The sequence below is a fragment of the Pseudomonas sp. GW821-FHT05H12 genome (assembly GCF_059419385.1).
The window spans coordinates 98748-125611 of record NZ_JBWKRS010000007.1; the positions used below are offsets into that span (position 1 = coordinate 98748).

Annotated in this window: 20 protein-coding genes; 3 read left to right on the forward strand and 17 right to left on the reverse strand. The window is 62.5% G+C overall.

Features of this window, described 5'->3' with window-relative positions:
• Nucleotides 1–2: 2 nt before the first annotated feature.
• From AC07SU_RS08430 to AC07SU_RS08500, 15 genes are all read right to left on the reverse strand, one after another.
• Nucleotides 3–953 (reverse strand): ABC transporter permease, encoded by a 951-nt coding sequence (locus AC07SU_RS08430; protein WP_176997624.1) that lies wholly within the window; start codon nucleotides 951–953, stop codon nucleotides 3–5.
• Nucleotides 950–2581, reverse strand: a complete 1632-nt coding sequence (locus AC07SU_RS08435) for an ABC transporter substrate-binding protein (RefSeq protein WP_178920819.1) — start codon at nucleotides 2579–2581, stop codon at nucleotides 950–952. The genes AC07SU_RS08430 and AC07SU_RS08435 overlap by 4 nt, the downstream gene beginning before the upstream one ends.
• A gap of 27 nt (nucleotides 2582–2608) precedes the next feature.
• A complete protein-coding gene (locus AC07SU_RS08440) occupies nucleotides 2609–5041 on the reverse strand; it encodes a TonB-dependent receptor plug domain-containing protein (RefSeq protein WP_494996748.1) in 2433 nt (810 codons plus the stop codon).
• Nucleotides 5042–5361: 320 nt separating this feature from the next.
• The gene (locus tag AC07SU_RS08445) at nucleotides 5362–6411 is read right to left on the reverse strand and encodes a hypothetical protein (RefSeq protein ID WP_494996749.1); all 1050 of its coding nucleotides are present in this window, start codon (nucleotides 6409–6411) and stop codon (nucleotides 5362–5364) included.
• 12 nt (nucleotides 6412–6423) lie between these two features.
• Nucleotides 6424–8232, reverse strand: a complete 1809-nt coding sequence (locus AC07SU_RS08450) for a hypothetical protein (RefSeq protein WP_494996750.1) — start codon at nucleotides 8230–8232, stop codon at nucleotides 6424–6426.
• 3 nt (nucleotides 8233–8235) lie between these two features.
• Entirely contained in the window at nucleotides 8236–9486 is a 1251-nt protein-coding gene (locus AC07SU_RS08455; RefSeq protein WP_494996751.1) for a hypothetical protein, read from the reverse strand.
• A 25-nt stretch (nucleotides 9487–9511) separates the two neighbouring features.
• A complete protein-coding gene (locus AC07SU_RS08460) occupies nucleotides 9512–10429 on the reverse strand; it encodes a hypothetical protein (RefSeq protein ID WP_494996752.1) in 918 nt (305 codons plus the stop codon).
• Nucleotides 10430–10491: 62 nt separating this feature from the next.
• Nucleotides 10492–12855, reverse strand: a complete 2364-nt coding sequence (locus tag AC07SU_RS08465) for a hypothetical protein (RefSeq protein ID WP_494996753.1) — start codon at nucleotides 12853–12855, stop codon at nucleotides 10492–10494.
• A gap of 10 nt (nucleotides 12856–12865) precedes the next feature.
• Complete coding sequence (locus AC07SU_RS08470; RefSeq protein ID WP_494996754.1) at nucleotides 12866–14005, reverse strand: hypothetical protein; 1140 nt, start codon at nucleotides 14003–14005, stop codon at nucleotides 12866–12868.
• A complete protein-coding gene (locus tag AC07SU_RS08475) occupies nucleotides 13975–15420 on the reverse strand; it encodes an alkaline phosphatase family protein (protein WP_494996755.1) in 1446 nt (481 codons plus the stop codon). The genes AC07SU_RS08470 and AC07SU_RS08475 overlap by 31 nt, the downstream gene beginning before the upstream one ends.
• On the reverse strand, nucleotides 15410–16630 hold the full coding sequence (gene eboE / locus AC07SU_RS08480) for a metabolite traffic protein EboE (protein WP_176997634.1): 1221 nt from the start codon (nucleotides 16628–16630) through the stop codon (nucleotides 15410–15412). Before eboE ends, AC07SU_RS08475 begins: the two co-directional genes overlap by 11 nt.
• Nucleotides 16627–17511: a TatD family hydrolase gene (locus AC07SU_RS08485; protein WP_494996756.1), complete on the reverse strand. Its 885-nt coding sequence runs from the start codon at nucleotides 17509–17511 to the stop codon at nucleotides 16627–16629. The genes eboE and AC07SU_RS08485 overlap by 4 nt, the downstream gene beginning before the upstream one ends.
• A 39-nt stretch (nucleotides 17512–17550) precedes the next feature.
• On the reverse strand, nucleotides 17551–18234 hold the full coding sequence (locus tag AC07SU_RS08490; protein WP_494996757.1) for an EboA domain-containing protein: 684 nt from the start codon (nucleotides 18232–18234) through the stop codon (nucleotides 17551–17553).
• Nucleotides 18231–19115, reverse strand: coding sequence for a UbiA family prenyltransferase (locus AC07SU_RS08495; protein ID WP_494996758.1), 885 nt, complete (start codon nucleotides 19113–19115; stop codon nucleotides 18231–18233). Before AC07SU_RS08495 ends, AC07SU_RS08490 begins: the two co-directional genes overlap by 4 nt.
• Nucleotides 19112–20983, reverse strand: a complete 1872-nt coding sequence (locus tag AC07SU_RS08500; RefSeq protein WP_494996759.1) for a 3-dehydroquinate synthase — start codon at nucleotides 20981–20983, stop codon at nucleotides 19112–19114. Before AC07SU_RS08500 ends, AC07SU_RS08495 begins: the two co-directional genes overlap by 4 nt.
• A gap of 495 nt (nucleotides 20984–21478) precedes the next feature.
• Between AC07SU_RS08500 and AC07SU_RS08505 the strand changes: the two genes are divergently transcribed.
• Nucleotides 21479–22144 (forward strand): hypothetical protein, encoded by a 666-nt coding sequence (locus tag AC07SU_RS08505; protein WP_494996760.1) that lies wholly within the window; start codon nucleotides 21479–21481, stop codon nucleotides 22142–22144.
• A gap of 4 nt (nucleotides 22145–22148) precedes the next feature.
• Here AC07SU_RS08505 and AC07SU_RS08510 read toward each other — a convergent pair whose 3' ends face one another.
• Complete coding sequence (locus tag AC07SU_RS08510) at nucleotides 22149–23105, reverse strand: LysR family transcriptional regulator (protein ID WP_494996761.1); 957 nt, start codon at nucleotides 23103–23105, stop codon at nucleotides 22149–22151.
• A gap of 109 nt (nucleotides 23106–23214) precedes the next feature.
• Here AC07SU_RS08510 and AC07SU_RS08515 point away from each other — a divergent pair, with 109 nt between their 5' ends.
• The gene (locus AC07SU_RS08515; RefSeq protein ID WP_494996762.1) at nucleotides 23215–24714 is read left to right on the forward strand and encodes a CoA-acylating methylmalonate-semialdehyde dehydrogenase; all 1500 of its coding nucleotides are present in this window, start codon (nucleotides 23215–23217) and stop codon (nucleotides 24712–24714) included.
• Nucleotides 24715–24941: 227 nt separating this feature from the next.
• On the opposite strand, the gene AC07SU_RS08520 is transcribed toward AC07SU_RS08515, so the two are convergent.
• Nucleotides 24942–25868 (reverse strand): GlxA family transcriptional regulator, encoded by a 927-nt coding sequence (locus AC07SU_RS08520; protein ID WP_494996763.1) that lies wholly within the window; start codon nucleotides 25866–25868, stop codon nucleotides 24942–24944.
• Between the two features lie 123 nt (nucleotides 25869–25991).
• On the opposite strand from AC07SU_RS08520, the gene AC07SU_RS08525 reads away from it, so the two are divergent.
• On the forward strand, nucleotides 25992–26786 hold the full coding sequence (locus tag AC07SU_RS08525; RefSeq protein WP_494996764.1) for an SDR family NAD(P)-dependent oxidoreductase: 795 nt from the start codon (nucleotides 25992–25994) through the stop codon (nucleotides 26784–26786).
• The last annotated feature ends 78 nt before the right edge of the window (nucleotides 26787–26864 follow it).

Below are 26864 nucleotides of genomic sequence, written 5' to 3' on the forward strand. Positions count from 1 at the left end.
GTTTAGGACACCTTGGGTGTATGGGAAATGCGCGGGTCGAGCCAGGGGTACAGCAAGTCCACCAGCAGGTTCACCAGCACAAAGGCGGCGGCGGACACCGCGACGATTGCCAGCACCACCGGAATGTCCTGGCGCAACACCGCTTCCTGAGCCAGGCGGCCAATGCCCGAGCGGGCGAAGATGGTTTCCACCAGCACCGCGCCGGACACGGTGTTGCCCACCTGTAGGCCGATCAGCGTGAGGATCGGCAGCGCGGCATTCTTGAACCCGTGGCGCGCCTGCACCTGGCCTCGGCTGAGGCCCTTGGCGTAGGCGGTGGTGATGTAGGACTCCTGCCACACCCCCTGGAAACTGCGCTGCAACACCTGGGCGTACACTGCCGCACTGGGAATCGCCAGGGTGATCGCCGGCAGCACCAGGCTCTCGAACCCCCGGCTGCCAGTGGCCGGAAACCAGCCCAGGCCAAATGCAAACACCTGGATCAACAGCAAGCCCATCCAGAACACCGGCACCGAAAACCCCAGCGACGGCAACCGCGCCAACGCCACTTTCAGCGGCCGCCAGCGCACATACGCCGCCAGGTAAGCCAACCCGATGCCGCCGACCAACGACAACACAATCGCCAGGCCTGCCAGGGACAGCGTCTGCGGCAGGCGTTCGGCGAGCAGTTCGGCCACCGGGCGATTCAGCGACAGCGACTGGCCGAAGTCCCCGTGCAAGGCGCCCAGCAGCAGGTTGAAGTACTGCTCGAACACGCCCTTGTCCAGGCCGTAATAGGCGCGGGCCTTGGCCAGGTCTTCCACCGACAGCGCGTCGGCTTCCATGCCCGACGCGCTGAGCATGATGGACAGCGTGTCACCCGGCAGCAGGTAGAGGATGAAGTAGGTGATGCTATAAGCCCCCCACAACACCAGCATGGCCTGGCCTACGCGGCCGATCAGGTAGCGAGTCATGGTTGGCCGACCTCGATATCACCCAGCAACGCAAAGCCCTCGGCGGTCCACTGGAAGTTTTTCACCCGGGGCGATGTCGCCGCCTGCCACACGCGCTCGTACACCGGGAACGCAGCGCCTTCGTCGATCAGCAAATCCTGCAAGTCACCGTAGGCCGCAGCACGCTGCGAGCTTTGGGTGGCGGTGATGCCGGCATCGAACAAGCCCTTGGCCTTGTCGAGCACCTGGGGCTCGTAAATATTGGTGGCCAGGGTCGCGCTGTTGGCGGTGCGCGGGTCGAGGATGGTTTGCAGGATGATCGGGTCGGCACGGGTCATGTAATTGATCGACAGGTCATAGTTGCCCGACGAGTTGTTGGCGATCCACTCGGCACGCGTGACCACACTGAGCTTCAGGTCGATCCCGACCTTGCGCAGTTGATCCTGGATCAGCACATCGCCGGCGGTTTCGGCCGGGCTGATGTTGTAGCTCAGGCTCAGGCGCTTGCCGTTCTTCTGGCGGTAGCCGTCGGCGCCCTTGGCCCAGCCGGCCGCGTCAAGCAATTGTTCGGCACCTTGGGGGTCGTAGGCCAGTTTGGCGCCCTGGCTTTTGAAGTAGGGCGTGGTCACGTCAAAGATGCCGTCCACCACCGGGAATTCGGCGTTGTACACAGTGCTGGCGTAGCTCTTGCGGTCGATGGCTTTTTGCACGGCCAGGCGCACTTGCTTGTCGGCGAGCAGGCGTTCGCCCCGGGTGTTGGGGTACAGGTTGAGCGCCGGGCCCGGCAGCGAACGGCTCTGGATGGTCGCGCCCTTGGACTGGAACAACTTGAGGTCGACTTCGGAGAACGGGTTGCGCGGCCACAGGATATCGGCCTTGCCTTGCAGGAACAGGCCGTTGCGCACGCTTTCTTCGGGGATGTAGCTTACGTCCACCGCATCCAGGTGGGCTTCGCCCTGGTTCTTCATGTTGGCCGACGCCCAGGCGTAACCCTTGCGCTTGGTCAGGTGCGCGCCGACTTCGGGGGTGTAGCTGGCGAGCACGAAAGGCCCGGTGCCGATGATCTTGCCCAGGGAGCGCTCCTTGGCGCTGAGGGCATAGGAGGCGGGCGCCAGGATCGACAGGTTGGTGGTGGAAGTGGCTTGCAGGAACCCCGCGTTGGGCTTGGCCAGCACCAGCTTGACGGTGAAGTCGTCGACCACTTCGGCGTGGTCGTAGCCCGCCAGGTAGGTCGCGCCAAACGTCGCCGGCAGCTCGGTGGCCAGGGCCTTGTCGCTGTCGAAGGCGGTTTTTACCGCCTTGGCATCGAAGCGTTCGCCATTGCTGAAGGTCACGTCCGTGCGCAGGTGGAAGGTGTAGGTCAGGGCGTCGTCGCTCACCTCCCAGCTTTTGGCCAGCCAGGGAATGATCTTGCCGCTCTGCGGGTCTTGGTCGGTCAGGGACTCGGCGACATTGCGCAGCAGCACCCGGTGCTCCAGCCAGTAGACCTGGAACGGATCGACGCTGACCAACGTGGTGTTGTCGCCAAAAAACGCGATGCTCAGGGTTTTGCTGGCCTGGGCCTGGTCACCTGAAGGTGAGCAGCCCACCAGGCTCAGGGCCAGGGCGCAGGACGCCAGCAGGCGGCTCGGTACAGTGGATCTCGTCAAAGGGATGCCCTCACGTGGCGATTGCGCTTAGAAGTCGTAGGCCAGCTTGGTGTACCAATAGCCGCCGCCCGGATAGAACGGCGGGTTGCCATACGGCGCCAGGCCCAGGTTGCTGTAGACGGCATGCCGGTCGGGGCGCACGTCGAAGATATTGGTGCCGCCGACGCTCACGGTGAGGTGGTCGACGAAGGTGTAGCTGACGTCCAGGTCGGTGATCCATTTGGCGCCGAAGCTGCGGTCGCCCGTGGGGTTGACCGCCAGGGTCTTCACCGCGCCGTAGCGGCTGGTTTGCAGGTTGACCGCCAGGTCCTCGACCTTCCAATTAGCACCCAGAATCCACTTGGTCTTGGGGGTGGCATCAGTCAGGTCGCCCTCGCGATCGCGGCCCACCAAGGTGACGCCGGAGTTGGCGAGCGCGCCGGGAGTGTCGCGGGTGCCTTCGATGGTGGTCTTGTTCCAGTTGAAGCCCAGGCTCCAGCGCACTGACCCCCAGGCCTCCAGCGGCGTGGTGTGGTCGGCGACCACGTCCAGGCCCTTGGTGCGGGTGTCAAAAGCGTTGGTGTAGTAGTTGACCCAAGTGCCGCTGGGCACGCCCTGGGCGGTGAGGATGTTATTGATCACGCCGTTGCCACGGTCGTAGATATTGCTGGTCAGTGCGATGCGATCATCAATGTCGATGAGGTAGGCGTCGGCGGTGATGCTGGTACGCGGCGCCGGTTCCCAGGTCAGGCCCAGCCCCAGGTTGCGCGACTTCTCCGGCTTGAGGTCATCGCCGCCGAGGGCCTTGGCCAGGTTGCTGCCCGATGGCGTCAGGCGGGTAACGGCGGGCACCACGTTGCCGTTGGCGTCGATGGCCACCCGGTTGTCGGCGACGGTGTAGCCGATCTGCGTCAGCGACGGCGCACGAAACCCGGTGCCGACGGTGCCGCGTACGGCCACGGTGTCGGTCAGTTCATAACGCGAGTTCACTTTCAGGCCGAAGGTGTTGCCCGAGTCATCGTCGTAATGCTCGATGCGCCCGGCCACATCGAGGAACCAGTGCTCGGTCAGGTCAAAGCCCAGGTCGAGGTAACCCGCGTAGTTGTTGCGGACCAGGTTGACCTCATCTTCCGGGCGAATCGTCACCGCCGCCTGCGCGCCCGAGGCGGCGGGGTAGGTGCCGGTAATGTAGGCGTCGGGTTCGCCGGCAAAGGTGCTGAAGCGCTCCCAGCGATGTTCCAGGCCGGCCGACACCTGCACCGGTGGCGTCAGGTTGAACAGGCTGTCGTAGCGGCGGGTGAAATCGACGTTGTTCACCCACTGGTCAAAACGGAAGGTGGCCAGGTTGTCGAATTTGGTCGGCGATGCCGTGCCCAGTGACGGGTTGATGTTCAGGTCGCTGGAATGGTGCACAGTGTTGCGCCCGTAGGTGGTGCTCAGGTCCCAGTTCCAGTCGGCGAGTTCGCCCTTGCCGCCGAACAGGAATTGGTAATCCCGGTCCTTGATGTTGTTCAGCGGGAAATACCCGTTGGGGAACACCTCGGGCACCGCCGCCGTGCCGGTGGGCAGGCGGAAGTAGTTGGCGGCCTCGGCGTCGCGTTCGCCGTAGGTCGAGAACGAGTACAGCGTCACGTCCTCCAGCGGCAGTTCGGCGTTGTAGGCCAGGTTGAAGGCCTTGAGGTCGGGGTCGCCGTTCTTGATTGCCACGCGGTCCCAGGCCGCTTCCTTGGCCGGGTCGCTGAAGGCGCGCACGCTGTTGTCGGCCTTGTCGTTCCACGAGGCGGCACCGCGTTTGCGCGCGTCGACCGAGACATGGAAAAAGCCTCGGTCACCCAGTTTGAAACCCTGGTCGCCGGCCACCTTGATGGTTTCACCCTGGCCGGAATACAACTGGCCATAGCTGCTTTCCAGGTGCCCGCCGCTGGCCTCGGACTTGAGGATGATGTTGATCACCCCGGCCACGGCATCCGAACCGTACTGGGCGGCGGCGCTGTCCTTGAGCACTTCGATATGGTCCACCGCGCTGACCGGGATCAGGTCGATGTCCACGGCATTTGCGCCGCTGTTATCGATGGACCCACGCTGGCCGGTGGCCCCGTTGTGGCGGCGTTTGCCGTTGACCAGCACCAGGGTGTAGGCCGGGCCCAGGCTGCGGTTGCTCAGCGGGCGGGTCACCGAGTTATAGCCGGCGATGTTGGTGCCGAAGTTGAAGGACGGCAGCAGCTTGGCGATGGCTTCGGAGAGTTCGGCGCGGCCGGTCTTGAGCAGCTGCTCGCTGTTGATCACATCAATCGGCGCCGGGCTGTCAGCCACCGTGCGTTCCTGGCCACGCAGGCCGGTGGAGATCACGGTGACGGTGTCGAGCTTGGCGTCATCGGCGGCTGCCTCGGCAAACGGCAGCGGTGCCGCGAGCAACAGGGAGCTGGTCAGCAATGACAGGTGAAATTTACGGGCGGGAAGAGGGCGTGCGAGATCGGGCATGTCAGGAGTAATCCATCAGGATTGGCACTGGCCCTTGGTGCGGGTGCAGCTGGGAAACGGTGTGACATGAAAGTATTACTATAAGAAACCCGAGTGAAAGTCTTTTTTGGAATAAGCTAATTATTAATTAATGTGATTTTATTAATTTATAAAATCACATATTTTTATTATCGTTCGCTTGTAGTGAGCGGGCTTGCCCCGCGCGGCGGCGTATCAGGCACATCACATTTACCTGACACGCCGCGGCGTGGGCTGCGGTTTGCCTGGCGCCTTGTAGTGGGCTGACACACCGCCGCGCGGGGCAAGCCCGCTCACTACAATCAGAGGTCGATGCGGCGCAGTCTTCCGGTTAATGGCACAACGTTGCCATCCGGGGTTGGCAACGGCCGGCCCGTCAAACCCATGCCTTCACTCACCACCACTCCACCGGGCACCAGGCACAGGTTGGAGGGTGTATCCAGCCCGCGTGCCAGTACTTTCACGTCACCGTTGTGCAGGTCGCAGTCGAGCAGGCGCCCCGAAAACCGGGTAAAGCCACCGTGCAGGGTTTCGCCGTTCCAGTCAGGTGGCAACGGTTGTTGCAAATGGCTGCACAACTCCAGCACCAGCAGATGGCCGTTGGCACGCAATGCCAGCCCGGTGGGCAGTTGCAGGCCGCTGATCAGCACCTCGATCTGCCCGCTGGCCGGGTGTACCCGGATCACCTGGCCGGCGTGGTCGGCAAAGTCGATGCCTTTGCGGGCCGGGTCGCCGTGCAGCTCACCGGAGAACAGGCTGATCAACACGGCGTCGGTCTGCGGCTCATACACGAGGGTGACGGGTACCGCTTCCTGGCCCTTGTCCAAGTCGGGCAGTTGCACCAGCACACGCTCGTCTTCGCCGTTGCCGAATTCCACCAACTGGTTGGTATCGGGCTTGACCGCCAGCCAACTGCGCCGGGTCGGGTGGTAGCACAGCGCGTTCAGGTTGCCCCGGCTGTGGTACACCGGTTCGGGCGGGCTGTATTGCAGGTCGAGCAACTTGGAACCGCCGACGTAATCGGTCTGGCTGGCCAGGCAACGCCCGCCACCGCAGGCGATGTCCGACAGGCCCATGATTTCATCGCGCAGCATGCGCGCCTGCATGTTCATGGCGCGAAAGCCCTGGGCCAGGGGCTCGCCCGGCAGGTAGGCGCCGGGCCGCTTAGGATCGGGGTGCAACGGGCTGATGCGGCCACTGAAGGTCTGGTCCGGCAAGCCTGAACCGGCCTCGGCCAGCAACAGGCTGCCGTCGACTTGCAGGCACAGGCCACGGGGGTTGAGCAGGCCTTCGGCGATCAGCGTGCTGGGGCGCAGGGTTTCGCTGGGCTGCGCCGGTATACGTAGCGTCATGGCGGTGTCCTCCTACTGCGGCGGTTGCCAAGGGGTTTGGGTGAGGTAAGCGCTCAACAGAGCGCGCTGTGACGGCGACATCGAACGCACCACCGGCATGTACAGCGTGGTGCCTTTGTACACATCCGCGATGCGCGCGAGGATCGCGTTTTTCGCGCCCATGACCGCGTCCGGCTTGTTCAGTGCGACGTAGCGCGACATGGCCGGGAAGGCCAGGTAGTGAAAACGCAGGACGCTGGGGTAGACCATGTCCCAGGTGATGGTTGTGCCGGCGGGGATGCCAAAGTCAGTCTGGGCATATTTGCGAAAGCTGGTGAAGTAGCCACTGCTTTCGAGCCCGTTGGCGGTGCAATTCAACGCTACGAAACCCGCCTGGGCTTCGCTGCCCGGCTTGAGGGCCACTGGGACACTGATCGAGCGTTGGCCGGTTTCCATTGTCAGTGTGGCGGGGAAGTCGAGAAACTCGTAGTCCTGCGGGGCGGTGTACAGCGCCGGTGGCGATTGTTCAATACTGATAGCGGTGGCAGCGGGCACCGGACCGCCCAGGTAGCGAACCTGCAACGTGATCGACAGGCCGTCAGGGTAGTCTTCCAGGTAGACGTTACGCAGATCGCCGTACACCCGGTACTCCGATTCGAGGGCCTTGAGGGTCGAATCATCGACAGTACCCGGTGCATTGACCGCCAGGGCCGACGTCTGCGCAGCTTGCTGCTGGGTGGCACTCAGGGGCAGGTCGACGATGCCGCCATACACGTAGTAGTCAACCAATGGGCTGCTCGTGGGGTCGAGCGTTGTGAGCTGAGTGGTGCCCGCGGTAATGCTGACAGGGCCGTAATTCGCATTCGGCCCGATGGGGCTGGTGATGTCGGTGCGGTCAGCGCGGAAGGTTTGCTTGGGGATGAGGTTGACCATGTCGATGCTCAGCAGGCCATTGCTGGCCAGCTCCGCATAGGCGGCATTGTCCGTGTCCTGGTTGATCAATTGGCGACCCGGTTGACAGTTCAACGGCTCATCGGCAAACGCCGGTGCCAGTGTGCCGATGACCCGGCCGATGCTCGGGTTGGGGTCATTTTTGTTGGCCGCATAATCGGCGTTCAGCTCGGCCGTGGTCATCCTGGGGCACATCTCGAACATCACGAAGCGCAGCACGATCCCCGTTGCCCCCGGTGCCTCGATGATCGATTTGAGGCCCGCGCTGTTGCGGTTCCATTGGACAATGCTACTGAGCGGGAACGTCAGCTGGAACGTACCGCTGGCATGGAACGAGCCGGGTGCGTCCATGGTGTTTGGCTTCAGCACCCGGGTCTGCACATCGAAACTGCTGCACACGGTGTTGCATTGAATCAGTAACTGGAGGTCGTCATCCGTGCCTATCTGCAGGCCGCCGACGAAGATCTGGGTGGTGGTGGACGCTGTCGGGTCGAGGTCTACCATCATCGGGCCGGTGAAAGGCCCCTGGCCGGTAACCGGGTCCACCGATCCAAGCAGGCCGATCGGCTGGCCAACGAGGTCGCCAGTGGTACTGACGCTGCCCGGGTTGCCCTGGGAGCTGATCAGGGCGTTTTCCATGAAGACCTGATGGTCTCCGAAGTGGTTCCAGCCGCCGAGGGTATAGCGCACCGCACTCGGGGTATCGATCATGGCGTTCAGTTCGTCATCGCTGTAAGCCTCGGCCTGGGGGGCCACGATAGAACGCGCCAGGTCAAACACCGGCCAACCGTTGTCCGCGTTTTGGGGCAGGCACGGGGTGTTGTTCGACACACTGACATCGGTGGTGATACCGCCCCAGAAATTCAGGCGGGGTCCGTTGAGGATACTCATGATCTATTCCTTGATCGGGGAAGGGGTGGCACCCGGTGTCTGGGCGAATTTGAACAGGTAGGAGTAGTCGGACTTGATCGCGCTCTTGGGCGGCGTCGCCATCGAATGGCACGCCATGCAACTGCTGGTGGGCTGGATGTAGCTTTCCATGGTCACGTTGGCCGACAGCGTGGGGGTGGGTGTGCCCATGGGGTTGCCGATCATGTTGGGGTTGAGTGGCCGCTGGGTGGTGATCAGCTGGTAGTACTTCAACGGGCTGTTTTGCAGGCCAGGGTCGGCGCGGTAGGTGGCGTTGACCTTGTCGGTGGCGCTATCAATGGCAGTGACACGGGTTAGCGGGTCGGGTGTCTGGAACGTGGTGCCGCTCACCGGTACGCACACCGGATGCGCGCCTTGGGTGTTCCAGTTGCACGGCGACTGGTTGACGGTGGTGGCGGCAGGGTCGTAGTAGCTGCCACTGGTTGACGGGTCAGCCGGCACATTGTCGATTTGCTCGAAGGTCGACCACACCCACTGCGGGTAGCCAACAGGCTTGGTGATGATATGCAGCCCCACCAGCCCCAGGAGTTGCTGGGCGACCCCGTTGGGCTTGCCCTGGGCGTCGAACGTGGTCACTTGCGCGATCATGTTCAGGTAGCGGCTGGCATTGTCCTTGGACGTGAGGATGCGCCAGCTGGATTTGACCTCGATGACCCCGTTGGGGAACTTGATGCTACGGGCGTTGGACACCACGTTTGCGTTGTAGAAATTGTTGGCGACGATGTAGTTGTAAGAGGTCTCGTTGGCGGCAATATCGTAGTAGGTCGGGTTGCCCGCCTGGTCGATCAGCCAGCCGCCGATGGCCTGGTCGACGTGGTTCTGCAGGCTGGTGTTTTTCAGCGCGGCGATATTGATCAGGCCCAGGCTTCTGGCGGTCAGGACACTGTTCCAGGGGCCGGGGTTGGCTGCATTCGGCAGGAAAATTTCCTCCACGCTCTTGTAGGTTTGCCACACGGTATAGCCGCCGCCACCGGGTTGCTTGGAGCAGTCGGGGCTGCCGCGTTGCCCGTCCTGGGCGGGCCAGTTCAAGGCGACAAACAGCTGCCAGCTGTATTCATCAAACGGTGTCTGGCCGGCGCCGGCGGCCGGCGCGGCGGCGGGCAGTTGGCAACTCAGCGACGTGGCCAGGGCCGACGGCTGGGTCGCCTCCCTAGCCTGGGCCGGCAGGTTGGCCAGCCCCAATAACAGCATGGAAAAACACACGAGGGTTTTCATGGCGGATCCTTCCTTTGATGTCGGGTCAGGGTTGCATGAGCTGGTTCCACTGCGCCTTGTGGCCGTTACTTTTACCTGCCGGGGGCACGAACAGCTGGCAGGGCGGTGGGTTCGCCGGGCACATGGCGGCCACCTGGTCCCAGGTGTCTTCCGGGTTCGGGGTGGCGATGCGGAAGTTGGTGTAGTTCTGGCTCACGATGGGCGCGTTGGCGACACTGGTATCCCCCGAGAAAAAGAACGACTGCGGCTGCCGGTAGGGCGGGCTGCCGGTCGGTTGTTTATTGAAGGCATAGCCAAACAGGATCGGCCCTGCGGGTGATTTGAGGTCCATGGCATAGGCTTGCAGGCTGCCGCCCAGGTGTTTGCTGCGCTCGGCGCTGTAGGGCAGGTGCTCGATGAAGCTTTGCCGTGGCGGGTGGTTCATCGGCGAGAACATGCAGCAGGCCGGCATGTCTTTCGGGCGGTCTTGCGGGTAAGTGAGGAAGTACGCCTTGTTGCCCAGGGACACGAAGGTGCAGGTGTAGTTGTTGTTCTCTATCGGGAAGATCGGCAGGCAGTACTTCTCGTAGTGCTCCATCATCGCGCCGAACCCGTCGCCGTCCGCCGGGATATAGGTGGTGTCGTAGTAGCTGGTGCCCTTGGACACGGTGTAGTCGGCCGGGGTCAGGGTGGAGGGCGGGTCACTGTAGGGCGGCGGGTTTTTCTGGTAGTTGTGGATCACCCGGTACATCGTCCAGTCGCTGATCCATTGCGCGGGGAAGAAGGGATCGGACGGATCGCTGGGCGTACGTTTGGCGATGCAGTTGCCATTTTTTTTAGTGCAGCCTTCGCTGTTGTGTACCCCATTGGTGAAATACACCGCGCCGCTGTCATTGGCAGCAAACGCCGCGGGGCTGAGCAGCAGCAACAGCAGCAAGAATCGACGCAAGAAGTTGGCGTTCATATGACACTCCTGTGCAGTGCCGGGTGACGCAGGCGTCACCCGGTGGTCCTGGCGTTACAGCGTTATTGGTAGTCGCTCATGCTGAGCGGCACGGGTGGGTAATTGCGTTTCACCAAGGCCTGGGCCCACAGTTCCAGCACGGCGCGACGGCTTTGCGGCATGTCGCGGGTGATGGGCATCGCCAGGGTGCTTTCCTCTTGGTATTCCTTGCTGATCAGCACGATTAGCTGGTCGATAGCGCCTTCGATCCGGGTCAGGGAATTGAGCGGCATGAACTTGTTCATGATCGGGTAGAGGTAGTAATAGGGTTTGAGGATGAAGGGGAAGATAAAGGTCTCCCAGATCACCGTGCTCGCGTCCTCGCGCTGGTAAATGGCGTTCCAGGCCGTGACGAAAGCCTTCTGCAGTTCGGGTTCCAGCGGCAGCACCCGCAGCGGTGCGAGGAAGTCGACATAGGCTTCGGCGAGCGGGAAACTGAATGGAATACCCGGCGCCTGCTGACCTTCCTGCACGAAGAAGCGCAGGGTTGGAAAGCCCGGTGCTTGGCCCGTGACCGTCAACCGGGCAATCCCATTGGCATCGGTTTGCACAGAGGTCACGTTGTATTGCACGGCGCTGTTGAGCGGGTCGTCCAGGACGCCTTGGCGGCTGATCGGGTTGGAGAACGCCAAAGTAGGCTGCAGGGACACTGCGGCGGGTGTCTTCAAATAGGTCTGATAGGTCACCGGTTGCGTCGTGTCTGTGTTTTCGGCGGGCAGTATCGACATGAGCTGGCGGCCGGTGCCTTCGGTCAGCATCGTCGCCAGTGCGGACGTGCCCTTGAATTGGGGCAGGTTGGCAGTGTTGTTCGCGAAGTTGGAGGGATCATTGTTGAACAGCGTGAAGTCGGCCGCATTGCTGAACGTCAGGTAATAGTCGGTGGTGCACAGCATGTAGGCATTGCCGTATTCGGCGACCCATAAGGTGGTGCCGGCCGGTGCCGGCTGGCCATTGCGTTGCACCATGATCTGCAGTGTCTGGGTGGCACCGACGTCGATGAAACTGCCGCTCTCGATCACCTCGGCAGTCCATTCTTGTTGAGTGGCGGCGACTGCATTCGGGCTGCCCAGCAAGTGCAGTTCCAGCGTGCCGCTTTGCAGCAGGGTCTGCGCCGCCACGGTGAAGGGTAGGTCGAGCAGGCCCGAGCGTTGGTCGAACTGCGTCTGTTGGTAATCGGCATAGCTGAAGCGGGCCAATTCGTTGAACTGCGTGCCCTGGCGGATGCCAATCGCATAGTCGCCCGCCAGGTACTTGGCGGCAACGGGGATGGGGGCAGTTTTGTCGACCGGGTAGAACGGAAAGGTGTTGCCCAGATCCAGCGACAAGGTGTTGCCATGGATCTGCGCCGAGGTCACGCCGAGCTGTACCTGTTTCGGGGTGTCCCCGGGGGTGATGTGAATCGGCACTTTGGCAGCCGGCACCAGGCGCATGCCGGCAGGTGCGGTGGGGAACTCATCCTCGAACCACAAGCCCAGGGTGCCGACCGTACGGCTGTAAGCGGGGTTGAAGAAAATATCGCCGACGTTATCCAGCCCCTGCTGGTACATGGCCTGCACCTTGGCCAGGGCCTCGGGGCTTGAGGAATGAGTGTCGATGGGCGGGAAGTCATTGAGGATGCCGTTCTTGTCGTAGCACGTGAGGTACGTCGTGAAACGGAACATCAGGCCCTTGGCGTTTTGCTGCTGCATCTGTGCTTGCAGGTTTTTCAGCAGGGCCGAATCGCCCACTGCCCATGCCAGGTTTTCTTTCGGGAAACAGGTCTGCCAGGTCGTGGTGACGTAGCTCAGGCCGCCGAGGCCGGCCCATTTGAAGTTCAGCAGACGGTCGAGCATGCGATGCTCGCGGTTCAGGGTCAGGCCGCATTGCGGAGTGCCCAGCACCAGCTTGTCGAAGTACAGCGCGGTAAAGGTGTTCTGCCACGGGCTCACGTCGACAAAGCGCGCCGCTGTGGGGCCTGCGCCGCCAAAGGGATTGCCCACCAGTTGATAGGGCTGGTTGATCAAGGAATCGGTAGCGACATAGCCACCGTCGGGCAGTTCGCCGCCGCTGATCACCGATTGGGTCTGTTGGTAGCTCACCGTGCCGCAGGCGTTGTCGCCGAACAGGTTCCATTCGCCGGGGATCATCGGCGTGGTCACTTGTGGGGCATTGCCCGGTACTTGCAGCACATAGTCGGGGATCTGGTTGACCGGCAGCGGCGCAATCGTCCAGGGCAGCAGTGTGCTGGCCGCATTGAGCGTCGTAATGCCAAAAGACTCCAGGAACGGCCAGTTCATCTGCATCTTCACCGCGTCATACACCGGGAACATGTCGTTGTTATTGGCCGTTGGCGGGTTCCAGAACATGTGGCCTTTGACGTAGATCCGAGGAAAATTCAATACGCTCATGTCAGGCTCCTTAACGTTGCCACTGGGCGCGTTTGAGCGACCAGACAAAGTCCAGTTTGTGGTAACCGACGAAGTCGGCGGCCGGCAACTCGGCGGTGGGGTAGACGATGCCGCCCTGTTGCTTCAGGGCGAAATTGAAGTAGCCCTGCTTGGGCGAGTACGCCGCCGTGCCGTGGCAAGCAAAACACGACGACTCGCTCTGGAACGCCGACTCCAGTTGGGAGTTGGCCAGCAGGGTGGGGTTGGTTTCCGACTGCACACCGATCAACTCGTACTGCGCCAATGTCGGGTTGGCGGCCTGGAAGCTGGTGTTCACCGGTTGCGCCGCCGCAGTCGGGCCGGTGCTGTTGGTCATCGGCGTGGCCGGCGTCGCGTTGGTCACCGTGTATTTGCTGTTGTTGACATTTTCAAAGGTGGTCCAGACCCAGTTGGGGTTCAGCTTGTTGATCACGTGCAAGCCGCTCAATGCGGCGTAACCCACCTGGTAGGTGCTGCCTTGCTGGTAGTAGGCCTGGGCGATGTAATAACCGTCGTTGGCCAGTTGCTGTTGATAGGTGGCGTCGCTGCCGATCCACAGCCACGCGGCCTTGAGTTCCCAGGCGGTGGAGGGGAAGTTCAGGTCACTGGTGAGCGCCGCCTGGCCGTTCACGTTGTAGACCTTCTGCTGGACGATGTAGTTGAACGTGTCCTGGCCCATCAACAGCTGGAAGCGCACCGCCTGGCCTTTCTCGGCAGCCGGCACCTGGCCGCCCATTTGCAGGATCAGCCCGTCCACCTGCTGTATGGCATTGAGGTTGTGAAACAGGCGGCTGGTGTTCATGCCCAGCGTTTTGGCCTGCGTGAGCACGGCGGCGGGCACCGGCACGCGCTGGGCGTACGGCAGCGGTTGGGCGCCGTTGTTCAGGTAGACCTGGTCCGACGGTTTCAGGGTTTCCCACACGCGGTCCGGGCTTTGCGTGGACGCGGGTTGGTTGAGGCAAGCGAACCAGTTCCAGGCCAGGGTCTCGGGGCTTTGGGTGAAGAGGGTTCGGGTGGCATTGAGGTTGCCTCCAAACTGCAGGAAGTTGCTGCAATCGAAGGTGTTGGGGGCCTGGGCCTGGGCCAATCCGGCCAGTGCACTCAGGACAGTGATTGATAAGGCTCGCCGCATGGAAGCTCCTTGGCTGTGGCCAGTTCGGTGTGTGGGCGCCCCAGGAAGTGTTCCAGGAGCAGTTGCTTGACTGCCGTTGCTGCAAGCTGCTGCGGCAACGCCAGGTCGCAATTGGTGATCAACAGCGGCCCGTTCTGCACGCTGCTCGGCAGGCGGCCATGGCTGCCACGGACCAGGCGGGTGTCCAGCGGGATCAGGTCCATGTAGTAGCGAAAGCCGAGTTTTTTCTGCAGCAGACGGCGCGCCACTTTCAGACGGGGGAAGCGGATGGCCGGGTCGACAAACAGCTCCAGCGGGTCGTAGCCGGGCTTGCGGTGGATGTCCACGGTGCGCGCAAAGTCCGGGGCCTTGCGGTCATCCAGCCAGTAGTAGTAATCGAACCAAAACCCGGCAGCAGCCACCGCCACCAGCTCGCCGCTGCGCGGGTGGTCCAGTTGCCAGGCGCGCTGCTCGGTTTTATCCAGCACCTGCTCGATGCCTGGCTGGCGCTGCAACAGGGCTTTGACGCGGGGAATGTCCTGCGCCTGCTTCACATAGACGTGCGCGATTTGATGGTCGGCTACCGCGAACGCCGCACTGGCACCGGCGTCGAGCAGCTCCCAACTGAGCGACTGGCGCACCTGCAACAGGCCTTCGCTGCGCAGCACACGGTTGATCGAGATCGACTGCTCGACCGCTTCGATCCCGTACTCGGAAAGCACCATCACCGCCGCCCCTTGTGCCTCGGCGAACGACAGCAAGCGCCCGACTTCCAGGTCGATGGCGCGCACTTCATCGGCAATCGAGGGGTGGTCGGGGCCCACGCGTTGCAGGCTGTAGTCCAGGTGAGGCAGGTAGATCAATTGCAGGTGCGGCCGGTTGATCTGGAATTCGGCCATGGCGCAATCGACGATCCAGCGGCTGGAACGAATGCCCGCCGCTGGCCCCCAGAAACCGGGAAACGGAAACTCGCCGATCTGCTCCTCGATCTGGGCGTGCAACTCCGGCGGCGACGAATACAGGCCAAACTGTTTGCGCCCGTCGGCGGGGTAGTGGGGGCGCGGGGTGATGGCGGCGTCCACGTCTGCGTACATGTTGTACCACCAGAACAACTGGCTGCAGCGAAACCCCGGCAGCACGCGCTTGAGGGTGTGCCAGACCTTTTCACCCTGGATCAGCGCGTTGGGTTGCAGCCAGAACTTCACCTCGGCCTGGTCGCGAAAGTACCAGCCGTTACCGACGATACCGTGGGCCGACGGCGGTGTGCCGGTGAGGATCGAGGCTTGCACCGTCGATGTGACGGCCGGGAACACCGGTTGCAAGTGGGCCATCTGCGCGGTCTTGAGCAGCTTGTTGATATGCGGCGTGGCCTCGCCGAGCAAGGCGGGCGTCAGCCCCACCACATTGATCAGCAGCAACGGTTGATCAGAGTGCATGGGCGTACGCCTCCTGCACCGGGGAACGCAGCAGGTTGCGTTGACGCAGCTGCGTCTCGACCCAGGTCAGCTCGGCGGCGATGCCCGCCAACTGGGCCGGTTCGGAGGCGGGCCGCAGCTCGGCGGGCAGCACGCCCCAGCTGTAGGTCTCCACCTCCAGCACAGGGCGAAACTCTGGATGGGCCGCCAGGTAATCGAAGGTTTGTGCCAATGCCACCTGGCTGCCGCTGAGTTCGGGCAGCAACAAGTGTTCGCTGAACAGCGGCACGTGGAAGTGAATGCGCAGCTCGCGATAACTGTCACAACCCGCCAGGGCGGCGGGCAAGTCCGGCCAGGCGACCACTCGGCCCTGCGCATCCAGGGCTTTGACCTGATGCAGGTAGACTGCTTCGGCAAAGGTCGCCAGGGTGTCGAGTACCCGCTGGCGCCGCGCATCCCCTTGCGGCGGCAGGCGACAGATCATCGCGTTGGAGAGCTGGATCTTGCCCACCGGCACCCGGGCCTGGCGCAGGCGGTCCAGGGATTGATAGCAGTCCTCGAACATCACCGCCTGGTGGCACACGTCAAAACACAGCGCCAGGTAGGCATGGTTCGGATCCGTCACGCGCCGCTGCTGGAAGAAGGCGATGGCCTGTTCGGTGGTTTCCAGCACGCAGTCCGGCTCCATCTCCAGGCAGAACACGATCTTCTTGCCGGTTTCCCGGTGCAGGTCGGCGAGGGCGGCGGTGAGCCGGTTGAGGTGCTCGTCAGCCCGCCGTTGCAAGGCAGGCGTCCAGGTGGCGGCATAGCCCAGCGGCACGCTGGAAATCACGCCCTGGCGGCAGCCGGCCGGCAAGGCGTCGGCGAGGATACGCGCCAGGTCCAGGCTGTAGGCCAGCCGTTGCGGGTCGGCCCAGTCTGGCAGGTAGACCTCGGCTTTCACCGCGCCCTGATGGAACTCACCGTAGGGAAAGCCGTTCAACGAGGTCAGGCGCACGCCACTGGTGTGCAGCAGCTTAAGGAAGTGCGCCCGTGCCGAGGCGTCGCGCAATTGCTCGGCAGCGCGGGCGCAGATCCACAGGCCGCTGTCCTGTTCCAGCAACCCGCGCAGGCTGCGCACGCCCTGGAAATGCTGCGCGATGGACGCGCTGAGCCCGGCGAGGTCACGGGTGGGGTGCACGTTGCTGCAATAGCCGACCTGGGCGGCCGTCCAGCCGCTGGCGGCACTCATTTGACCACCGGATCCTGGCCGCGCAGGGCCGAGTTTTCCTGCCATTGCTTGCGCTGGTCGATGAGCAATGGGGTGCTGACCAGGGCCTTGTCCAGTTGGCCGCTCTGGGCGAAAAAGTCCACCGGGTTGTGGAACAGCACCTGCTCAACTTGGGCTTCGCTGAAGCCTGCGGCCAACATGGCCTGGCCGGTCTTGGGCACCTTGAGCGGGTCGCTGATGCCCCAGTCCGCCGCGCTGTTGACCACCATTTTTTCGGTGCCGTATTCCTTGAGCAGGGCCACCATGCGTTGCTCGGACATCTTGGTGTTGGGGTAGATCGAGTGGCCGCGCCAGCAGTCGCTGTCGAGTACCAGGGGCAGGGTGAGTTCGTTGAGGTGGTCGATGATCACCAGGTGCTCGGCAATCCCCACTTCGCGGACCACCGCCAGGGTGCGCTTGGTGCCGCCGATCTTGTCGCGGTGCGGTGTGTGCACCAGCACCGGCAGGTTGAATTGCTTGGCCAGCTCTAGTTGGGCAGCGAGAAACCGGTCTTCTTCGGGCGTGATGTCGTCATAGCCGATTTCGCCCACCGCCACCACGCCGTCCTTGACCAGGTAGCGCGGCAAAATCTCCAGCACTTCATTGGCAATCGACAGGTCGTTGGCCTCTTTGGGGTTGAGGCCGATGGTGCAGAAGTGATGGATGCCGAACATGCTCGCGCGAAAGCGCTCCCACCCCAGCAGCGTGTCGAAATAGTCGACGAAACTGCCGACGCTGGTACGCGCCTGGCCCTGCCAGAACGCAGGTTCGATCACCCCGGTGATGCCAGCGGCGGCCATGTTCTGGTAGTCATCGGTGGTGCGGCTGACCATGTGGATATGCGGATCGAAGTACTTGAGCATGGTGAATCCTCGTCAAGGGAAAAGGGCAGGCGGTGGGGCTCAATTCAGGTAGGCGTGCCATTCCGGGGGCAGGCGCAGGCCGCCCAGGCGCTGGCGTTGCGCGGGGCTGAGCAGGTGGAAGGCAATGGCGCGGGGCAGCCCGGGGGACACGGGGCGGTCGGCCGCCAGTTGCTCGTCCAGCAGGTCGAGGGCGAGTTGGTTGAGGGTGACGCCCTGGCGTTGTTCCAGGCCGATCAGGCGCTCAATGTCGAGGCCCATGCCAAGTGCTTTGAGCACAAGCTGGTGAAAGGCACGCTCGGGGTAATGTCGAGATGGGTAGGCGGTGTCCAGCGCCAGGGCGGCAAACACCTGGGGGTTGCTGGTGCGCCCGGCCTGGAGCGCCAGTTCCAGGCACACACCCTCGCTGTCGAGCCAGTCGAGCGCCTTGAGGGTGGCGACTTTTTCGTGGTCGTCGCCCCACAGGAACAACTGGCGCAGCAACGCCGGACGCTCGTCGATGGGGGCTTGTTCAAGTAGCTGGGCCAGCAACACAGCACGTACCGATTCGACGGCGGTGGCCGGCAGGTGGCGCTTGCATTGGCCACTCAACAGCGCCGCCGTGGTGGCGCTCGGCTGTTGGGCCAGTTGCACTTGTGCCTGCTGCCACCACTGCAATTGGGTGGCATCCAGTTGCTCGGCCAACGTGTGCTGCTGTTCGATGAGGCATTCGGGGCGCATGTTCATGTCGGTTTGATCCAGCGCTGAAAGTGGGGGAGCAGGAAAAGCACCAGCACACACAGCAGGCTGCCCAACGGCTGGTCGGCCACCGCCAGCACCAGGGCATCGAACAGCGGCAGCGCCGCCAGGCCCGCACCGATAAACGCCCGAACCTGGCGATGTTGAGGGTTGGCTAGGTGCTTGTAGTAGTGCCAACCCAGCCAGCCCAGCCACAGCGCCAGTACGGGCCAGAACCACAGGTTGTTGGAGTAGATGGCCAGGACGAGCGGGCTGAGCATCAGCAGCAACGGCAGGCGGCTGATCAGTCTGTTGCGGTGTTCCTGGCGGGCCAGGTAGGTCAGGCCGCTGATGTACACGCCCAGCAACATCGCGCAGAGCCAGATCGGCTCGGGTGGCACCGCCAGGCTGGCGGCGGCGGTGAGGTACAGCGCCGAGCGGCAGGCGCCCATCAACCACACGCTGTGGGCGTATTTCTTGTGCAGCAGGTTGTAGCCAAAGATGCAGCCCACTAGCAGCACCACACCGCCGAGCAGCCAATGGGGTTGGTCGATCAAGCGGCTCAGGCCCAGCACCGCCACGGCGGCCAGGGTCAGCAACAGTGCCGTGGCGCGCCCCACTTGTTGGCGGCTGGCCAGGCCCAGGGTGATCGGGCGCGGGTTGTGGTGTTGTGCGTCCCAGTCGGCGTCGAGCAGGTCGTTCAACAGCATGCCGGCCAGGTACAGCAGCGACAGCGTGAACAACAGCAGCAGCCACACCAGCGACGACGGTGGCGCCAGGGCCCCGGCGCTGCTGGCGAGCAGGGCGGCGGCCAGGGTGTTGGTCCACACCGTGGGCAGGTTGGACACGCGGCCCAGGGTCAGCCAGGTTTTTACGTCGGCTTGGCTCATTTTGCGAAACCCTCATGCAGGGGCAGTAGGGTTTCGCGGCGGGTCATCAGCCGTTGCAGTGCCCACTCCATTCGTGCGTCATCGATTTCGTGCAGGTCCACCGACTGGCCGATCCGGTTGAGCATGGGGATCGACAGCTGCCCGCCCAGGTGCTGGCGAAACTCCTCCAGGCCGAGCAACACATGCGAGCGACCTTGGGCGTCCTTGAGGCCCAGTTCCGCCGGGCACAGGTCGAAGCCCAACGTGCGCAGCAGGCTCATTACCCGTTCGCTGTCGGCATCGCTCAACAGGCCCAGGGCGTTGGCGTACAGCCCATCCAGGGCCATGCCCACGGCAACCGCTTCGCCATGGCGCAAGCGGTGGTGGCTGAGGTTTTCCAGCTTGTGCGCGGCCCAGTGCCCGTAGTCCAGCGGCCGGCCATTGCCGCGTTCGAACGGGTCACCGGCACCGGTGATGTGCCCCAGGTGCAATTCGGCACAGCGGCGGATCGCGTAGCGGCTGGCGCTGTGTTCGAAGCGGGCGAGGGCGTCGGCGTGCTGTTCCATCCACTCGAAGAATGCCTGATCCTTGATCAGCGCCACCTTGACCGCCTCGGCGAGGCCGGCGATCTGGTCGCGACGCGTGAGGCTGGTGAGTAACTGGAAGTCATTGATCACGGCGGTGGCGGGGTAGAAGGCGCCCAGCAGGTTCTTCTGGCCGAAGGCGTTGATGCCGTTTTTCACGCCGATACCAGCGTCATTCTGGGCGAGTACCGTGCTGGGCAGGCGGATCAGGCGGATGCCTCGGTGGAACGTGGCACAGGCGTAGCCCACGGCGTCCAGAACCGCGCCACCGCCCAGGGCCAGCACGTAGCAATGTCGATCGAGCCCGTGTTGCAACATGTCGCGGTAGAGCTGTTCGAGTACCTGCGAGGTCTTGCTCAATTCACCGGCCGGCACCGCGATAGGGGCAGTTTGCAGATGCAGGTCGTCATGGGCGGCGAAATACGCGTCGATCTGCTCACCCAACTGCGGGGCGCTTTGCAGCAACTGGGCGTCGGCAAACACCATCACCGTTACCGGGCCCGCGTGGTGGGCGGTGAGCTGGCCGTGCAGGCACGGATTGAGTGGGTCGAACAGGTGATCGGTGAACACCACCGGGTAGTCGTAGCTCACCTCGAAGCGCCCGTGCAGCGGTTGATCCCTGGCGGGTTTGCGCAGGGTCTTGAGCAGGCTGTAGCCGGCGACGAACAACAGCGGCAACACCATGCTGGCGAGCACCGTCACCAGCAGCGCGTTCTGTTCGATCAGGAAGGTGCCGATGGCCGTGTAGGCCAGCGCCAGCCCGGCGTTGGCCAGGGTGGTAATCAGCAGGAACGCCCGCAGCGGATAGCGTTGCATGCCGGCCGCGACCACCGAGGTTTCCGCCAGCACCGGCACGCCACGCAGGCAAATCAGCGACAGCGTGCCCAACCGGTACCCCAACTGCCCTGGCTGGCGCTGATGTAAGCCAAGGCGGCTGGACAATAAGCGAAAATACCCGGCCCCCAGCGCATACCCCAGCCCGGCGCCCAGGCACAGCCCGATAAAGATCACCAGGTAACCGCCGAGGCTGCCGAACAGCGCCACCGCCAGCAACGCCACTACGCTCGACGGCACCGGCAGCACCACATCCAGCGCGAGCAGGGCGACCAGCAACAAGGCGAGGTTGAGTGTTTGCGCGGGTGTCGACGGTTGGTACAGGTTCAGGTGCGTGAGGAAGTCTTGAATCTGCTGTTCAAACAACAGAAAGCTGGCGATAACCAGGCCGCAAAAACACAGCAACGACAGCCAGAAATGATCGGCTGGCCCCTTTTTCGAGAACGCACGGTACCACTGGCTGCGCTTCATCAAAGCATCCCTTCTGAGAGTTAAGACTTAAGTTCCGTGTCTTGAGTTACAGCAGCGTCTGGTCTGTTTTCAGTGCAATAAAGTCCCTCGCCCGGCAGTCGGGTTTGATCAATAGTGGCTGATGGCTTTTACGGTATTCATGAACGTAGACGGTTGTGGTTGTTTTGCAAGCGGGTGCAGTAAGGAGTTTGAAAAGTGGGTTAGGGGTGGCGTTTGGGAGCTGCAATAATTGAATATTTACAATTAGTTGTATGGCTTTTTGGGTGGTGTCAAAAAGCCGTTGGCGAGACGCTGGGATGTATCGATTTAATGATGAAGTTGTGATGTTTGTCGGGAGGTTTATTGCGGCTGGCTATAAGTATTTTATGAGCTGTTAGTTGTCGAGAATGGTTCCTTTTAATAGGAGTAAACCTGTCAGAGTTGACAGGTTTCATCACCCGAACGATCCGTTAGTCTCGATGGCATTGAAGATGGACACTCTAGGAGGGATGGAAGATGAAACCTTATGCGCTGTTTGCCGGGCTGGTATGCGCCACCGTCGTTTCATGGGCTTCGGCTGATTCGTTGGCGTGGAATGATCCTTCCATCAGTGATGGGGCCTGTACAAATCCTCCCCCCATAGCGTTCCCGACGCAAATCGTGAACACGTTAAAAGCATTGCCTCAGGGGTTTCGGGTTTTCCTGCCATTTGGAAACAAGGCCTATTACCGGTGGGTCTACCAGAAAGTTAATGGCGGTGCGCCCGCAACCGATCCGTCTGTACTGGTATTGACTAAACCACGGGTCACATTCCCGTATCTGCTGGCAATATTGTCGTTGGCTATTGGCAAAGTCGATGTTTATGGTCTGGGTCCTGAAGGTAAGTGGTATGAGGTACAAGCGATTCCGCGCAATCTGATTGCCACCGATTTGTGGGTCAATATTGTTGATGCCAGCGCAGGTGCCGCACCTTCTGATTTTGGCGGTACGAATATTCCATCCCGGTATGTTTGGGCGGACTCGACTGCAATGGTGGAGTGGCATTGTTTTGCCGGGGGCGTACAAGTCTTTAACGTCATTTCCTTGACCCCGGTACTGACAAGTGAGCAGGCCACGGCCATTTCAACTTTTCTGCAAGGTTACGGCTTTCAACCCCAAAATTTTATGACCATGCCGTATTAGTGCCTCATGGCTGAGTGTGTGTTGGTGGAAAAAATTTGAAACCACCTGCCAACGCGTCCCTCAGGTACCCCACCAACACACTCACCGACTTCGGCACATGGGGCGAGTACGGCCGAATCAAATAGATCTCATCGGCAAACACCCCCTTGAGTGTCCAGTCCTTGAGCACCTGCACCAGCTTGCCACTGGCCAGTGCGGCATGGGCGCTGAAATCCGGGAGCAGGGCGATGCCCAAGTGGTTGAGGGCCGAGTCGCGCAGGGCTTCGCTGTTGTTGGTGGCGAAGCTCCCGGCGATGGGCACGGTGAGGCGCTGCACGTTCTTGACGCCGCGCTCAAAAGTCCACGCCGGCTGGTCGGTGCCACGCGGGTAGAACAGGCAGTTATGCGCTGTAAGGTCGCCGGGTTCGCGCGGTTCGCCATGGCGCTGCAGGTATTCCCGGGTCGCCACCAGCACCGAGGCGGTGTCGCACAGTTTCCAGGCTACATGGGTTTCCGGTACCTGGAAGCCATGCCGCACGGCCAAGTCATAGCCCTCGGCTGCCAGTGAGCTAAGCGCATCGGATACGTCCAACTGGATACGCACCTGCGGGTACTGCTGCAAGAACGCAGACAGGTGCGGCACCAGTTGCTGGCGGGCGAACGCCACCGGCGCCGTCAGGCGCACCAGGCCGCGAATCTCTCCCACTGAGTCACGTACCGACGAGAAACTGCGGGCGATGTGCTCGTAGGCGCTGCGCACTTCGCGGGTCAACGACAGGCCGGCATCCGTCAACCGCACGCTGCGCGTGGTACGGGTGACCAGCCGGGTGCCGGTGGCTTTTTCCAGGTCGGAAATGCGCTGGCTCACTGCCGATTTGCTCACGCCCAGGCGCGCCGCTGCAGCGGTGTAGGTGCCTTGTTCTTCCAGTACCGACAGCCAGTGGATATGGGTCCACAGCCCTTCGATCTCAGCTTTTTCCATGAGGGTATTGTTCGCGTAGGTGGACAATCAGTTCTGGATTCTGCTCTGGTTCGGAACAAATCGAAAGCCTATCGTGTGTCCCATCGCTACCCACCTGGGAACCACTGCCATGACTACGACCATCGAGCACTACATCAACGACCAGCGCGTGTCCCGCGATGATCGTTATCAGGATGTCTTCAACCCGGCCACTGGCGAAAAGACCGGCCGCGTCGCCCTGGCCAGCCGCCAGACCGTGTCCGAAGCCGTCGCTGCCGCCCAGGCGGCCTTCGCCGGTTGGGCCGATACCCCGCCGATCCGCCGTGCCCGCGTGCTGTTCGAATACCTCCACCTGCTGCGTGAACGCAAGGACGACCTGGCGCGCATCATCGTCGCCGAACACGGCAAGGTCTTCACCGATGCCCAGGGTGAAGTGGACCGCGGCATCGACATCCTCGAATTTGCCTGTGGCATTCCCAACCTGCTCAAGGGGGAGTTTTCCGACCAGGTGTCTCGTGGCATGGACAACTGGACCTTGCGTCAGCCGCTGGGCGTTGTAGCGGGCGTGACGCCGTTCAACTTCCCCGTGATGGTGCCCATGTGGATGTACCCCATCGCCATTGCAGCGGGCAACACCTTCATCCTCAAGCCAAGCCCGACCGACCCGAGTGCCTCGCTGTTCATGGCCGAATTGCTGCGCGAAGCCGGCCTGCCCAAAGGCGTGTTCAACGTGGTGCAGGGCGACAAGGAGTCGGTGGATGCGCTGATCGAACACCCCGATGTCAAGGCTGTGAGCTTTGTCGGCTCCACGCCAATTGCCCAATACATCTACGAGACCGGCGCCCGCCACGGCAAACGCGTGCAAGGCCTGGGCGGTGCGAAAAACCACATGGTGGTGATGCCCGACGCCGATATCGAAAAAACCGTCGACGCCCTGATGGGCGCTGCCTACGGCAGTGCCGGTGAACGCTGCATGGCCATTTCGGTGGCAGTGCTGGTGGGGGATGTAGGTGACAAAGTCATCGCGGCCCTGACCGAACGGGCCAAGCAACTGCGCATCACTGACGGCCGCGACCTCAAAGCCGAGATGGGCCCGATCGTGTCTCGCGCCGCCCTGGAGCGCATCAGTGGCTACATCGAACAAGGCGTGCAAGCCGGCGCAAAATTGTTGCTCGATGGACGTGACTATGTGCCTGCCGAAGCCGGCCTGGAAAACGGCTTCTGGCTCGGCGCAACGTTGTTCGACCACGTCACTAAAGACATGAGCATCTACCGCGAAGAGATCTTCGGCCCGGTGCTGGCGTGCGTGCGTGCTGCTGACTTCTCCGAAGCGGTAAAGCTGGTCAACGATCACGAGTTCGGCAACGGCGTGAGTTGCTTCACCCGCGACGGCAACATCGCACGCGAGTTTGCACGGCGCATCGAAGTGGGCATGGTCGGCATCAACGTACCGATCCCGGTGCCGATGGCCTGGCATGGTTTTGGAGGCTGGAAGAAGAGCCTGTTTGGCGACATGCATGCCTACGGCACCGAGGGTGTGCGTTTTTACACCAAACAGAAATCGATCATGCAGCGCTGGTCGGAGAGCATCGAGCAAGGCGCTGAGTTCGCGATGCCCGTCTCCAAATAATTAGACCTCACAGCAGACCCCATGTGGGAGCGGGCTTGCCCGCGATAGCATCGTGTCAGTCAGCACATCTGGCACTGATACACCGCCATCGCAGCGATGCGGCGACCCGACAAGCCAGCTCCCACATTTTTATTGCGCTGCCAACCACTGTAGGAGCCGGCTTGCCGGCGATTGCGCCCTCAAGGCATGCACTCATCCCAAGGGCCTCATCGCCGGCAAGCCAGCTCCTACAGTAGAGGGGTGACGCGCTTGATTGCTTGGGGCGATTGCCCGAATGCCCGCAGAAACGACCTGCGCATGCGCTCCCGTTCGCCGAACCCGCACTCCCGGGCGATGATGTCCAGGGAGTAACGGCCTTCTTCCATCATGATTCGCGCCGCTTCAACCCGCAGGTGTTCGATGGCCTTGGCCGGCGATTGGCCGGTTTCTTCCTTGAAGATCCGGCTGAATTGGCGCGGGCTCAGGTGGGCGATGTCGGCCAGTTGTTCCACCGACAGGTCGGCCCCCAGGTGTTCCTTGGCATAGAGCAGCGTGCTCTGGATGCGGTCGGTTTTCGGGTCGAGGTCCAGCAGCGTCGAGAACTGCGATTGACCGCCCGAACGGCGATGGTGCACGACCATTTTCTTGGCAACACTGCGGGCGATCTCGGTGCCCAAATCCTTCTCGACAATCGCCAGCGCCAGGTCGATGCCGGCGGTCATGCCGGCCGAGGTCCACAGCGCGCCGTCGATCACGAAGATACGGTCTTCTTCCATCCGCACGCCGGGGTAGGCCTCGCGAAACGCCCGGGCGTGAGCCCAGTGGGTGGTTGCGCGACGGCCTTCCAGCAGGCCCGCCTGGGCGAGCACGAAGGCGCCGGTGCACACCGCGGTGATGCGCTGTGAAGTGGCGTTGCGCAGGTAGTCGAGCAGCCCCGGCGACACATCATCCAGGTGGTTATTGCCGATCACCACCAGCGTGTCGTAGTGCGCGCCCTTGAACGACTGCGACTCCATGCCGAACCCCAGGGAGGAGTGCACGATGCCGCCGTGCTCGGACACCACCGTCAGCGCATAAGGCATGCCGTGCAGGTCATTCGCGGTTTCGAAAACCGCTGAAACGGCGAGCCCCAGTACCTGGAAGCCTGGGTAAATCACAAGGCCGATGGTTTTCATGGCGTGTACCGCTCTCTGGAAAGGTGTGTCCTAAAAAGGTGTATATACGACATTTGTGCCGTGGAGGGGAAGCCGTACTCTCAATCACCGAAGTTTGTCGGCTCACTTTTCTGGAGACACCGCATGAGTACTGTAGCGTCCAAGGGCACAGCCCTTATCACGGGTTCATCCACGGGCATCGGCGCGGTGTATGCCGACCGTTTGGCCAAACGTGGTTATGACCTGATCCTGGTAGCCCGTAACGCCGAGCGCCTGGATACCCTGGCGGCCAGGCTGCGCGCCGACACCGGGCGGACCGTCACCACCCTGGTCGCCGACCTGAACGACAAGGCCGCCTTGGCCAAGGTCGAGGCGGTATTGCGTGAAGACGCCAGCATCACCGTGCTGGTCAACAACGCCGGGGTCGGCTCAGTGGCCTCGGTGCTCGACGGTGACGTGGAGACGATGGACGCGATGATCGGCCTGAACATCACCGCCCTCACACGCCTGACGTATGCGGTGGCGCCGGCCTTTGTGGCGCGGGGCACCGGCACCCTTATCAATATCGCGTCGGTAGTAGGTATTGCCGTGGAGATGCTCAACGGTGTCTACAGCGCCTCGAAGTCCTACGTGTTGAGCTTCGGCCACGCGTTGCAACGCGACCTCGGTGACAAGGGCGTGCGCATCCAGAGCGTGCTGCCTGGCGCAACCGCCACCGAGTTCTGGGACGTGGCGGGCTATGCGCCGCAGAAAGAGAGCCCGATCACCATGTCGGCCAGTGACCTGGTGGACGCCGCACTGGCGGGGCTGGACCTGGGTGAGCGCGTCACCATTCCGGGCCTGCATGAAGGCCAGGCGTGGGACGAGTGGGAAGCCGGGCGCCGCGCGATCTCGGGCAAGTTCGGCAACGCCAAGCCTGCGGCGCGCTACCTCAAATAACCCCATCCCCCCTGTAGGAGCGGGGGGGGGGGGGGGGGGGGGGGGGGGGGGGGGGGGGGGGGGGGGGGGGGGGGGGGG